This window comes from Yersinia sp. KBS0713 (genome assembly GCF_005937895.2).
In the GTDB taxonomy this organism is placed as follows: Bacteria; Pseudomonadota; Gammaproteobacteria; order Enterobacterales; family Enterobacteriaceae; genus Yersinia; species Yersinia bercovieri.
In genome coordinates this window covers 4,421,373-4,435,097 of record NZ_CP042173.1, presented here as the reverse complement: position 1 = coordinate 4,435,097, position 13,725 = coordinate 4,421,373, and the positions used below count along the sequence as shown (strand labels likewise).

The following is a 13,725-nucleotide window of genomic DNA, read 5'->3' as shown; positions in this document are numbered from 1 at the left end:
ATGATACTGAAACTCTGTTCAGTCTGCCAATAATTTGCTGATTAAAGCGTCATGCCGCTGTTTCTGGCGGCCTAAACGCAGTCGTTCTGCGCGAATAATGGTTTTCAGGTCAGATAATGCCAGATTGAAATCATCATTTACGATTAAATAATCATACTCTGCGTAATGGGTCATCTCGGCGACAGCTTGCGCCATACGCTTTGCAATAACCTCTTCGCTATCTTGCCCACGGCCACGTAAGCGGCGATCCAGCTCTTCTTTAGAGGGAGGCAAAATAAAAATACTGCGCGCGGTTGGCATTTTTGCGCGAATTTGTTGCGCACCTTGCCAGTCGATATCTAAAAACACATCAACCCCGGTTGCGAGAACCTGCTCAATCGCCAAACGTGAGGTGCCGTAGTAGTTTTCAAAAACCTTAGCATGCTCAAGAAAAGCGTCGTCATCAATCATCTGGCAAAACTCTTCTTCAGCGACAAAAAAGTAATGCTCACCGTGATTCTCACCCGGACGTTTAGCACGCGTGGTATGAGAAATAGAAACCTGCGTGTCGTACAACGGTTGTGTTTTTAACAAAGCCTGAATCAGGCTTGATTTCCCTGCGCCACTGGGCGCGGAAACAATATATAGCGTGCCTTGGACCATGATGACGTTTCAGTTGATTAGGTTGATATATAGAAAGCAGAAGTGTGAATCTCCGCACAGTATACACGGCTGCTACGCGTCATGCAGCGTTACAACGCATTTCACCCGAATGTTTTGTCTATAAACAGCCCGATTTTCTGATTTTGCGGGGAGGATAGCGTAATTTCGACTCGTTACAGTAAATATAAAAGTATTGTTCGGCAGCCCGCGCATTTAACAATTTTGGCCTTCGACGGATAAGACATTTCAGGGTTTACTGCTTACCTCCAAGGAAAGGGGCCTGTAAATATGTCTAATATACAAATACTAAGCTTGCTGATGGTTGGCTTTATGAGCTGGAACACCAGTGCGGTATCTGGTTGCCCAGAGTGGTCAGCAGAAAGAGTGTCTCTTGAGGTCAATTCCCTTAAAAAGCAGTTGGATAAATGGGATGCGGCATATCATCAACAGGGGGTTAGCCTGCTTGAGGATGATATTTACGATCAATTGCAGATTAAATTACAGGGATGGCAGGTCTGTGGTGGTCAGCCTGACAGCACGGAAAATAAAGGAGTACCAGGTCACGGGAAGTTTTCTCATCCTGTTGCTCATACCGGATTAAAAAAACTGAAAAGTGAAACTGAAGTAGCTAACTGGATGTTGCGGCGGGAAAAACTCTGGGTACAACCCAAAGTTGATGGCGTTGCAGTGACACTGGTTTACCAGAACGGAAAGCTGATGCAACTGCTCAGCCGAGGAGATGGATGGAAGGGTCAAAACTGGAGCGATAAAGCTCCTTTTATTGCCGCCATTCCTCACTATATTGCCGGTGCCCCTCCTTTACTAACGCTGCAAGGGGAGTTGTTTCTACAGATGGAAGGGCATAAACAAGCCCAGTTTGGCGGTGTTAATGCCCGCTCTTCAGTCGCGGGTGCGCTGATGAGAAAATCATCGTCCCCTTTGCTGGCTCAACTCGGTATTTTTATTTGGGCATGGCCCGATGGGCCGAAAAGCATGGTGGAAAAAAACATGCGATTACAGGACATGGGCTTTCCTTTGACCGCGCAATACAGCAAGCCTGTCACTTCAGCCAAGGATGTTGCCCGGTGGCGGGAGCGCTGGCATCAAACCCCTCTGCCTTTCGTGACTGATGGTGTTGTTATCCGTCAGGAAGAGGAGCCAGCCGGGCGCTATTGGCAGGCCGTTCCGGGGCCGTGGTCTGTGGCGTGGAAATACCCACCACAGCAGCAAATGGCAGAAATAAAAGATATACAATTTACGATTGGTCGCACTGGTAAAATCACTGTGGTTTTGCAGGTTTCGCCGGTAAAAATTGATGATAAATGGATTCGGCGAGTGAATATTGGTTCTATTGCGCGTTGGCGACAATGGGATATCACCACAGGAGATCAAGTCACCATTACTCTGGCTGGACAGAGTATTCCAAGGTTGAATAATGTTGTTTGGCGGGTCAACCAGCGCCATAAATTCACCCCTCCAGATGGAGATAAATTTCATCAATTAAGTTGTTTTCGTAACTTGCCGTACGAGTGTGAGCCACAATTCTTATCTCGTTTGATCTGGCTCAGTGGCCCGAAGGGGCTGAATATGCACAACATTAGTGGTGGGCTTTGGCGAGAGCTTATCCACCATGGACTTGTCAAAGATCTGGTCGGGTGGTTATCACTAACGCCAGATCAAATTGCTGATATTCCTGGGATAAGTCGTGATCGGGCAGAGAGTATCTATCAACAATTTCAACGCACAACTCAGAAGCCATTTTCTCAGTGGTTACAGGCATTGGGATTCCCACTGGTGACATTCAGTAATGGCCACTGGCACTCTTTACAGCGAAAAAGTATTGCTGAGTGGCGCTTAATGACGGGTGTTGGGCCGGTACGAGCGAAACAGATTAATGATTTCTTACACCACCCAGAGGTGCAAACGATGGCTGATTTCTTATCGAAACAATCTATTGTGGGGTTCCGGCCCGAACAGTAAAGCTTTTGCGGCACTGACTTAGTGCTCTGAATGCTCATACTTGAAGACGGGCAGACCAAGGTGGAATCTTAATGCCAACAATCGGGCGCTTAGCCCAGTGATAAGGGTAATGATAATCACCCAGTTATGGGACAGCGGTGTGTATTGCAGGGCAATGTAGATCCAAGCAGCAGCAAAGGAGATACCGGCATAGATCTCTTTTTGAAACACCAATGGAATGCAGTTACAAAACATGTCGCGTAGGACACCGCCAAAGACACCGGTAATCACCGCAGCAATAGCTGCAATAATTGTGCTGTGGCCCATATCAAGGGCAATTTGTGCACCAATAATGGAAAAAACAATCAGCCCAATGGCATCAAGCACGAGAAATAAGTGGCGCAAGTGTTTCATTAAAGGCGCCATCCAAGTTGTCACAATGGCAGCAACAGCGACAATCACAATGTACTCAGGGTGCTTAACCCAACCGAGTGGATAATGACCCAATAGCATATCTCTGACCGAACCACCGCCGATTGCCGTGGCAGAGGCAATGATAATGACGCCAAACATATCCATTTGACGGCGGCCAGCAGCCAGCGCCCCTGTCATGGCTTCGGCGGTAATACCAATAATATAAAGAACGCTAAGTAGCATAATGAGTCAAATTTCTTAAGGGCTGCAAAGGTTGCAGAGTAATCACACAGTTTGGTTGTTGCGACTGAGATTTTCTAAGTCATGCATTTATGATTATTTAATCTAATCGTTTTTTTAATTATCTGCATAATAAATATAGATAAAATACTATGTATATAATTATTTACCATGAATATTTCTATGGTAAACGATGGCGGTATGGATTCTGCGTGGGAGCTAGCGAGCCTATTTTATGATTACCAGGCCTGATTGCAGAGTTTCTTATCCGATGCTAGTTTTTATCTTTTATTTCAGTGAGATTTGTTCATGGATAAGTGTATTAATCGGTTCCACTATCGGGCTGTATTGTTTACCGGCATGATTGCTGCCGGCATATTACTGAGTGGTTGTGTTGATCGCCCTGTCCACAGCGACACAGCAACAGCGAAAGTATCATCTCCGGCTTGTATTAAAGGTGAACCGATGGCACAAACGACACTCTATTTCGGGTTAAATCGCCCTCATGGCCCCGCTATTTCTACAGCTGAATGGCACTCTTTTGTGGATAATGATGTGACTAGCCGCTTTAAAGAGGGCCTGACCATCATTGATGCCAAAGGGCAGTGGTTAGGAAATGATGGTCGTGTAGCCAAAGAGAGTAGCAGGGCGTTGGTGCTTATCCATAAAAATGATAAAGATGCTGACATTGAAGCTCTGCGCTCCCGCTATAAACAGCAGTTTGCGCAAGAGTCTGTGATGCGTGTTGATACCAATGTGTGCGTCGATTTTTAGTGATAAATTTCTAACAGTGAAACTCTGGTAGTGAAGCTCTCGTGCGAATGCTTGGCCTTTTATCTCTAATTTATGGGAGGTAAAAGACCAAGAGCACCATTTATTATATCCGGCTACAGGATAAGCCCCGCAACGGCAGCGGAAAGTAAGCTGACTAATGTTGAACCATATACCAGCTTTAACCCAAAGCGTGAAACCACATTACCCTGTTTTTCATTAAGCCCCTTAATGGCACCTGCCACTATTCCAATAGAGGCAAAATTGGCAAAAGAGACCAAAAACACAGAAAGAATACCTAAGCCACGTGGAGACATTTCAGCTGCAACCTTTTTCAACTCAATCATGGCAACAAATTCATTAGCAACCAGTTTGGTCGCCATAATACTCCCAGCTTGCAAGGCATCTTGAGCAGGGATACCAATCAGAAACGCCAGTGGATAAAATAGATATCCCAGCACGCCTTGGAAGCTAATCTGGAATAAGCTACTGAATAAAGCATTAATAGCAGAAATGATGGCAATAAACCCGATTAACATTGCAGCTATAATCATCGCGATTTTAAATCCAGCCAGGATATATTCTCCCAACATTTCAAAAAAACTTTGGTCTTCATGAAGCTTGTTGAGCTTTAATTCGGGTTCTTCAATGGCTTGGTAAGGGTTAATAATAGAAAGAACAATAAATGTACTAAACATATTCAATATTAGTGCCGTCACCACAAATTTCGGTTCGAGCATGGTCATATAAGCACTTACAATTGACATGGATACTGTCGACATCGCTGTCGCCGCCATGGTGTACATTCTGCGCGGCGATATATCAGCAATAATTCCTTTGTAGGCAATAAAATTCTCTGACTGCCCTAGAATCAATGTGCTCACGGCATTAAAAGATTCTAGTTTACCCATCCCATTAACTTTGGACAGCAATGTACCGACCACCCGAATGATGAGTGGTAATATGCGAAAATGCTGCAAAATTCCAATCAATGCGGAAACGAAAATGATTGGGCAAAGAACATTCAAGAATATAAAGGCTAACCCTTGTTCATTCATGTTGCCAAAAACAAAGCTGGTGCCGACTGCGGCAAATTTCATCAACACTTCGAATAATCCAGCAAAATACGTGATCGCGCCCAAGCCACTTTCTGAGTGTAAAAAGAAATAAGCGAGGGCGATCTCTATAATCAGTAATTGAAAAATATAACGCAGTCTAATGCTTTTCCGGTCACGGCTAGCCAGTAATGCCAGTATTGCAATAGTCATCAACGCCAGAAGAAAATGCAGAATTTGCAACATAATAAGTCCGTTAGGGATAAAATTCAGCTAGCATTTTATCTGCAATAACAGATTTTTTTCATCTGAAATTCAACCCTCCTGAAAATATATATTCTACGCATCGCATAGCTGTATCCCAAAAATTTCGAGAGCTGAAAATTTTACTGCTTTTCCATCATTTATTCATTGAGTGGCTCACTATTTATCTGCCAGCTTAAATTGTCGCGATTGCGACATGTTTAGCGCTTCCTCAAGGAGGCTCAGGCTCAAAAGTACTCTTGGTGTTCAACTAACTCATTGGATGGAATATGAATATGATTAATCTGCCTAGCTGCCGCCCTTTTAGCGAAGCCGGCCATTTATCTCAAATATCGGCCTATTATGAAGAGGAGCGCAATATCATGTGGATGTTGTTGCGTGCTCATCCGCGTCCCTGTTTTAACTTAGAGTTAATTGAAAATATTATGACGTTGGCACAGGCCGCTAAAGAGTCAAAATTACCTTTTGATTTTTGGGTGACCGGCTCAGTTGTACCCAATATGTTTAATGTGGGAGGTGATTTAAGCTTTTTTGCACAAATGATTCGCAGTCGTAAACGTGAAGCATTAATGGCCTATGCGCGCGCTTGTGTAGATTGTGTTCATGGAGCTTCTCGCGGGTTTGATACTGGCGCAATATCTATTGCAATGATTGAAGGCAGTGCATTAGGGGGGGGATTTGAAGCCGCACTGGCCCATCATTTTGTTCTAGCACAAACAACCGCCAGAATGGGTTTTCCGGAAATTGCTTTTAACCTATTCCCTGGCATGGGAGGTTATTCGCTTGTCGCGAGAAAAGCGGGAATGCGAGTGGCTGAACAGCTGATTTGGACCGGCGAACCCCATGCTGCTGAATGGTATGAGAGTCGTGGGTTAGTGGATAAATTATTTCAACCGGGCGATGCGTATCTTGCGACTCGCACTTTTATAGATACGATAAGACCTAAGCTAAATGGTATAAGAGCCATGATTAGGGTCCGGCAGCGTGTTTTGCAATTAACACGTTCTGAACTAATGGATATTACTGAGGATTGGGTTGATTCTGCATTCTCTATTGAGCCAAAAGATATCGCCTATATTGAACGTTTGGTTATGCTACAAGATCGCCATACTTCGACAATGCCAAAAGCAATATAGTTTTTGGCACCTAATCCAGTAAAAGGTGAGGGTGCTGTGTTACCAGCCAATGCTCCAGTTCATCTGCGGGCATTGGTTTAGCGTAAAGAAATCCCTGTTTTTCATCAATGCCAATAGAGTCCAAAAACTCCTCTTCTCCTGTCGTCTCTACCCCTTCGGCAATAACCCGCATTTTAAGGGCTTCGGCAACAACGATAATGGCCCGAACCAGAGATTGTGAAATAGGATTATTATCAATGCCGCGCACAAAGCTTTGGTCCAGCTTAATGGCATCAATTGGGATACGTGCTAATTGAGAAAGGGAAGAGTAGCCTGTACCGAAATCATCCAAATGAACTTGAGCCCCTAAGTGGCGCAACTGCTTCATGATGTTAATAGCGGCATCTTCGTCATCTATTAAGCAACTTTCGGTGAGTTCCACATCAACTAAGCTAGACTCCAGATCGCTGGCTTCAAGAGATTCAATAAAACTGGTTACGATCGCCTCGTCAATTAATTGCCGGGCAGAGACATTTACTGCCACCCGCAGATTAATTCCTCGACTCTTCCAATCAACTGCTTGCTGCATTGACGTTTGCAGAACCCATTTACCTAGTGGCCCTATTAGTCCAGACTCTTCTGCATATGAGATAAACTCTAGAGGCGCGATTAAGCCGCGTTCAGGCGATAGCCATCGGACTAATGCTTCGACACTATGTACTTTACCGGTTTGCGTGGATATTTTTGGTTGGTAAAACACTTGCAGCTGATGCTGTTCTAAACCTTTGCGCAAATTAGTATCTAGCCAAACATATTCAGATACTTTTTTATTCATCTCTTGCGAAAAGATTGAATAGGTTCGTTTGCCATGTTCTTTCGCGGTATACATGGCCGTGTCCGCACTGCGGATAATATTTTCCAATGTATCGCCATGCTCAGGGCATAATGCAATGCCAATAGAGCAGCCGGTATATACCTCGATCAATCCCACTCTAAAAGGTAATTTCATGCGGTTGAGAATACGCTGTGTGGTTGCCTCCAGTTCATTCAGGCAGGAATTCTCGACCAGCACAATAAACTCATCGCCGCCCAACCGGGCCAGCATTTCGTTTTCCTCTAAACAACTCAAAATAGCCAGCGAAACATCTTTGAGTAACCGGTCACCAAACATGTGCCCGTAATGGTCATTCACTTTTTTAAAGTTATCGAGATCGAGGTAAATAATACCCACCGAGGTATCACCGCGAGTTTGGATCGCGCTATTAATCCGTTCATGAATCGCATGGCGATTAGGTAAGCCAGTAATCATGTCGGTATTAGCTAAAATCCTGAGGCGCTCTTGGGCGCGCCGCTCTTTGGTAATATCAGTACCAGAGCAGATGAGATAACGTTCATTTTTTCCACTGCCGCTGTGAACAAATTTATTGCGGAATAAAAAGAGGCGTTTCCCTTTTACTGTATTAACCCAACGTTCAACTTCATAAGACGCGCCGCGTTGGAAGAAGCCTTCAATATTTTTCCGCGATGACGCCCCCTCTTTGGCTGTCATAAATAAGTCATAAACATTTTTGCCAATAACATCTTGCTCTTTTTTGCCGGTATATTCTTCGCTGAGGTGATTAAAACGTTGGACGTAGCCATCTTTATCGAGAATAACGATAACTGAATTCGCTTCGGAAACGACCTGCTCTGCAAAGGAGAGTCCCATGACTAAATCGCGAGCGACAGATTCAGTATCAGCATAGGCGGAGGCTGTTCCTCCCCACTCTTTGCTATTAATTTTTCGGCCGACAAGGTGTAAATGGAGTGGATGACCATAAATCTCAATTTCTACATCTAAGCTGGCAGTAATTCCGGTTAAGCTGCGGATTTTCATTGTTTGAACTGAATTAAGGGGAATCGCAATATTGGTCGTCCCTTTAATCGCAGCTAACTCTAAAGCTTGGCTGTCAAAAGCAAGTCGCCAAAAAGGGCTATGAGTACCAAAATAGGTATTGAGGATCGATGTGTCTTGGTCTTCGAACATGCGCGATCCCCCAATAAGTATCTATGTGTCTTTTAGTTACCTTAGCCAGTGGTTAAAACAGTCCTATCCCTAGCTTGCTCTATCATTGTGGTTATCTTGACCTCTATAGCACGACGCTATCGTGACCATTCAACTGATAAAGTATATGTGTAATTTCTTCATAGCTGATATTAGATAGTAGCGATAATCATATTAAATTTTCTTTCTACTCTCAGATTTTGAGATAGAGCGAAAGTTAAGCATGAAAAAAATAAAAAAACACTATATTTTTTATGCTGTTATGCTCATTTAAGTTAATTCCTAAAATTAATAAAATATAGCAGGTGAAAGTTTGTTTAAGTGAGCATGTCGAGAGAAGTGACGTTTTAGTCGGTTAGTATCACTAAAGCATGAAAATGGGATGTAATCAGCATATTTCCTTTTAAAGGAAGTGGTAGCTCAGGGCAATCGCATTATCTTTACGTTGGTATTATTTTCGTCTATTACAGGCCAGATTGATTACTGGAGGGTAAATTATTGAAAAATATTAGCAACAGCCTCTATTTATTCAAAATACACTAACACGGAAAAACAGGCCATAGTAGTGCTGTTTATTCAGCCCCCCACCGCAGAATAGAAAAACTTAACGTGGACGCGACTCTAGGCAGCGCTACTGAAGGCTATGATGCTAAGATAATGACTTAGAACATAATTTAAGCTAATAAAAAGCGATGGTTTTTAAGTAGTACTGATAATAAAACCATGTTCTTAAAAACAGTATTGACATCTCATCTAGAACAAGTACATTGGAATTCAACACCGGTGCAATTAGTAGTAAATTTTTTATTTAGCCGGTGTCCATGTAGTAAAGTTTAAATAATGCGATAAAGGTCACGAAATATTTTTGTATGTGAGATTCACAATGGTTTTTTATAATTAATCGTTGTGATGAAGCTTTAAGGCTACGCAGTAGATCTTTACAATCGCATTTTGTGGACGATAACGCGATGAGTTAAGGCTTTGTTGTTAATAGTAATGTTCGCGATTTGTGTACACAAGTATGAGATCGAGGATATCGCGACGAAAGTAAAGCCACGTAACAAAGAGTATATATCGCGAGGGGATGTACTAATTTAGCTTGTTTTATCATGAGCATAGCTAAAATGAATAAACGGGAATTGTTACCATTCAGTTAATATATTGGAGGGAAGTTAGTAATAAGCGAAAATATTCCTGTAGAAACATGTACATCGTTATAAACAGTACGAAGATAAGTATCACGTTATTAAGTTGATTAATGTTTAATTTTAAATTTGTAGTACCTTAAAAGCCCTGACTAACACAGTTGGGGCTTTTATCATTCTGGGAACGACTATTAGAGAAAACCTTTACCCATCTCCGCGTCCGACGACCCGCTTTAGGTGTATGGATATCTCCTGCCATCTATAGATCTATAAATGATCCCTGCTCTATATGTACCCACCTTTATTTATTATTTTGGCATGATTTGTCGTGTTTATCGTTGATCGGATTTTTATCTCTGACTGATTTGCAAAAATAGATCCATTTTTTGATTCCAAATGAGGAGTCAGATAATGGATCAAGTGATATCGGGCACTCAAATCAGCTGCGAGGTATCGCGCATATAGCGTGTTGTAATGTAAAATTTGTGTGAACTATATGTGACTCCGTGCGCAAAAATAGACCAATTTTATGCTGATTTTATAGAGAAAAACACGTCGAAAATTCTTTTACTCTACCTTGGTTCAGAATTGAGATGGCTGTAACTAATTAATTTTGAAGATTATTAACGTAATTATTTTTTGTGCCGCTGGCGGAATATTGCAGTTTTTCCTGAACTTGATTGTACTTGTCTATACGAGTATATGTTAATAAATGCTCAATAGAAGTAATGTCGTTGATACCTGAAAAACTGGTTGAAGGAAATTGCCGTGACTGCCCAAAACAGATTCCGTGATAATGAGATTCGAGCCGCACGTGGTACAAAACTTACCGCCAAAAGTTGGCTGACCGAAGCCCCATTGCGTATGTTAATGAACAACCTTGATCCTGAAGTAGCTGAGAATCCAAAAGAGTTAGTGGTTTACGGTGGTATTGGCCGCGCAGCTCGTAACTGGGAGTGCTACGACCAAATTGTAGCAAGCCTGACGCAGCTAAATGATGATGAGACCTTACTGATTCAGTCTGGTAAACCTGTCGGCGTCTTCAAAACTCACAGTAATGCACCTAGGGTATTGATTGCCAACTCAAATTTGGTTCCTCACTGGGCTAATTGGGAACATTTTAATGAACTGGACGCCAAAGGGTTGGCTATGTATGGCCAAATGACGGCGGGCAGTTGGATCTATATCGGTAGTCAAGGCATTGTACAGGGCACCTATGAAACCTTCGTCGAGGCGGGGCGGCAGCATTTTGGCGGTAGCTTGAAAGGGCGCTGGGTATTAACCGCGGGGCTAGGTGGCATGGGCGGCGCACAACCGCTGGCGGCAACCTTAGCCGGTGCCTGCTCCCTGAATATTGAGTGTCAGCAGAGCCGTATCGATTTTCGTCTGAAAACCCGTTACGTGGATGAGCAAGCTACAGATCTGGATGATGCGTTAGCGCGAATCAAAAAATATACCGCTGCGGGTGAAGCGGTCTCTATCGCCTTGTGCGGTAATGCGGCTGAGATTTTACCTGAACTGGTACGCCGTGGTGTTCGCCCGGATATGGTAACCGATCAAACCAGTGCCCATGACCCGTTGAATGGTTATCTGCCGAGAGGCTGGAGCTGGGAAGAGTATCGTCAACGCGCCCAAAGTGAGCCAGTGCTGGTGGTTAATGCCGCTAAGGCTTCGATGGCTGAACATGTTGAAGCGATGCTGGCCTTCCACAATATGGGCATCCCAACATTTGATTACGGTAATAATATTCGCCAGATGGCGCAGGATATGGGTGTGACTCACGCCTTTGATTTCCCTGGTTTTGTCCCCGCTTATATTCGGCCGTTATTCTGCCGTGGTATTGGTCCGTTCCGCTGGGTCGCGCTCTCTGGTAACGCCGACGATATTTATAAAACAGATGCGAAGGTTAAAGAACTCATCCCTGATGATGAACATTTGCATCATTGGTTGGATATGGCCCGCGAGCGTATCAGCTTCCAGGGGCTGCCGGCGCGTATTTGCTGGGTCGGCCTAGGCCAGCGCGCTAAATTAGGTTTAGCTTTTAACGAAATGGTACGCAGTGGTGAACTGTCGGCTCCGATTGTCATTGGTCGCGACCATCTCGACTCCGGATCGGTCTCCAGTCCTAATCGTGAAACCGAAGCTATGCAAGACGGTTCTGATGCGGTCTCTGACTGGCCGCTGCTCAATGCATTGCTGAATACTGCGAGTGGTGCCACTTGGGTGTCGCTGCATCATGGTGGTGGTGTGGGGATGGGCTTCTCCCAGCACTCTGGCATGGTGGTGGTTTGTGATGGTAGCGACGAAGCCGCCGAACGTATCGCTAGGGTACTGCATAATGATCCTGCTACTGGTGTGATGCGTCATGCCGATGCGGGCTATGATATCGCCATTCAATGTGCACAAGAGCAGGGGTTGAATCTGCCAATGGTTGCCGCGACTCAGGGGAAACCTTCATGAAAACAAATATTAAAGCAACAATGGAAACAATGACCCTGCGCCCAGGGCAGATGACGTTGGCTGATTTGCGGTATATTTACCAGCATCCGGTACATATCATGCTGGATGATAGTGCTTACGCACCCATTCAACAAAGTGTGGATTGTGTGCAAGCCATATTGGCAGAGAAGCGCACCGCTTATGGTATCAATACTGGATTCGGTCTATTGGCATCTACTCGTATTGCCACGGAAGATCTGGAAAATCTACAGCGCTCGATTGTTCTTTCCCACGCTGCGGGTGTTGGCGAACCCAATGATGATGCTATTGTGCGCCTGATTATGGTGTTGAAAATCAACAGCTTGGCTCGTGGTTTTTCGGGCATTCGACTGGAGATTATTCAGGCGCTGATAACGTTGGTTAATGCCGAAGTTTACCCTCATATTCCGCTAAAAGGCTCTGTAGGTGCTTCTGGCGATCTGGCGCCGTTGGCCCATATGAGCTTGCTGTTACTCGGTGAAGGTAAGGCTCGTTATCAAGGGGAGTGGCTGGATGCGCGTACCGCGCTGGTCAAAGCGGGTCTGCAGCCACTCACGCTAGCAGCAAAAGAGGGGCTGGCGCTGCTTAATGGTACTCAGGTTTCTACCGCTTATGCACTGCGCGGCCTATTTGAGGCGGAAGACCTCTATGCTGCGGCTTCTGTCTTCGGCAGCTTGACGGTTGAAGCAGCATTAGGCTCCCGAAACCCATTTGATGCCCGTATCCATGCGGCACGAGGCCAACGTGGGCAGATTGATGCTGCCAGTACTTACCGCCATCTGTTAGGTGACCGTAGCGAAGTATCAGAGTCCCACCGTAATTGTGACAAAGTACAAGATCCGTACTCTCTGCGTTGCCAGCCGCAGGTGATGGGGGCTTGTTTAACTCAAATGCGTCAGGCTGCTGAAGTGTTAGCTATTGAATCTAATGCGGTATCGGATAACCCACTGGTCTTTGCTGAGCAAGGCGATGTGTTATCTGGTGGTAACTTCCATGCTGAACCGGTGGCGATGGCGGCAGATAATTTGGCATTGGCACTGGCAGAAATGGGTTCATTATCAGAGCGCCGTATTTCGCTACTTATGGATAAACATATGTCGCAGTTACCGCCATTTTTGGTGGAGAACGGCGGCGTAAACTCTGGTTTTATGATTGCGCAGGTCACTGCTGCGGCTCTCACCAGTGAGAATAAAGGGCTGGCATTCCCTTCCAGCGTCGACAGTATTCCTACCTCGGCGAATCAGGAGGATCATGTTTCTATGGCTCCCCGCGCAGGTAAGCGTTTGTGGGAAATGGCCGAAAACGTACGCGGTATTTTGGCCGTGGAGTGGCTGGCCTCGTGTCAGGGACTGGATTTGCGTAAAGGCTTGAAAACGTCAGATGCGCTGGAGCCGGCACGTCAGCTATTGCGTCAGCATGTGGCCTACTACGAAAAAGATCGTTTCTTTGCCCCCGATATTGAAGCTGCCAGTCAGCTCATTGCACAGCGTCATATGAATGAACTGATGCCACCGCATCTTCTACCCAGCCTCTAATAAACAAAAAGCAGTCATCATTTTGCCTATAGGTGATCCCGGTTAACGGGATCACCCTCTCTG

General features: G+C 44.8%; 9 protein-coding genes. 5 read left to right on the top strand and 4 right to left on the bottom strand.

Annotation, left to right across the window (positions count from 1 at the left end; genetic code table 11):
• Nucleotides 1-18: 18 nt before the first annotated feature.
• Nucleotides 19-642, bottom strand: a complete 624-nt coding sequence (gene gmk, locus FFE93_RS20960; protein ID WP_005273748.1) for a guanylate kinase — start codon at nucleotides 640-642, stop codon at nucleotides 19-21.
• 288 nt (nucleotides 643-930) lie between these two features.
• Between gmk and ligB the strand changes: the two genes are divergently transcribed.
• Nucleotides 931-2,622 (top strand): NAD-dependent DNA ligase LigB, encoded by a 1,692-nt coding sequence (gene ligB, locus FFE93_RS20950; protein WP_054872973.1) that lies wholly within the window; start codon nucleotides 931-933, stop codon nucleotides 2,620-2,622.
• 18 nt (nucleotides 2,623-2,640) lie between these two features.
• Here ligB and FFE93_RS20945 read toward each other — a convergent pair whose 3' ends face one another.
• The gene (locus FFE93_RS20945) at nucleotides 2,641-3,258 is read right to left on the bottom strand and encodes a trimeric intracellular cation channel family protein (protein WP_005273742.1); all 618 of its coding nucleotides are present in this window, start codon (nucleotides 3,256-3,258) and stop codon (nucleotides 2,641-2,643) included.
• Between the two features lie 306 nt (nucleotides 3,259-3,564).
• On the opposite strand from FFE93_RS20945, the gene FFE93_RS20940 reads away from it, so the two are divergent.
• Entirely contained in the window at nucleotides 3,565-4,029 is a 465-nt protein-coding gene (locus tag FFE93_RS20940; RefSeq protein WP_138775936.1) for a DUF3574 domain-containing protein, read from the top strand.
• 113 nt (nucleotides 4,030-4,142) lie between these two features.
• On the opposite strand, the gene FFE93_RS20935 is transcribed toward FFE93_RS20940, so the two are convergent.
• Complete coding sequence (locus FFE93_RS20935) at nucleotides 4,143-5,327, bottom strand: NupC/NupG family nucleoside CNT transporter (protein ID WP_057649126.1); 1,185 nt, start codon at nucleotides 5,325-5,327, stop codon at nucleotides 4,143-4,145.
• A gap of 287 nt (nucleotides 5,328-5,614) precedes the next feature.
• Between FFE93_RS20935 and FFE93_RS20930 the strand changes: the two genes are divergently transcribed.
• Nucleotides 5,615-6,481, top strand: coding sequence for a crotonase/enoyl-CoA hydratase family protein (locus FFE93_RS20930; protein WP_005273733.1), 867 nt, complete (start codon nucleotides 5,615-5,617; stop codon nucleotides 6,479-6,481).
• Between the two features lie 10 nt (nucleotides 6,482-6,491).
• On the opposite strand, the gene pdeR is transcribed toward FFE93_RS20930, so the two are convergent.
• Nucleotides 6,492-8,486 carry a cyclic di-GMP phosphodiesterase gene (gene pdeR, locus FFE93_RS20925; protein WP_005273729.1) on the bottom strand — a complete coding sequence of 665 codons (1,995 nt, stop codon included), beginning with the start codon at nucleotides 8,484-8,486 and terminating at the stop codon, nucleotides 6,492-6,494.
• 1,931 nt (nucleotides 8,487-10,417) lie between these two features.
• On the opposite strand from pdeR, the gene hutU reads away from it, so the two are divergent.
• Entirely contained in the window at nucleotides 10,418-12,109 is a 1,692-nt protein-coding gene (gene hutU / locus FFE93_RS20920; RefSeq protein WP_032897656.1) for a urocanate hydratase, read from the top strand.
• Between the two features lie 20 nt (nucleotides 12,110-12,129).
• On the top strand, nucleotides 12,130-13,662 hold the full coding sequence (gene hutH, locus FFE93_RS20915) for a histidine ammonia-lyase (protein WP_005273724.1): 1,533 nt from the start codon (nucleotides 12,130-12,132) through the stop codon (nucleotides 13,660-13,662).
• Nucleotides 13,663-13,725 lie beyond the last annotated feature (63 nt).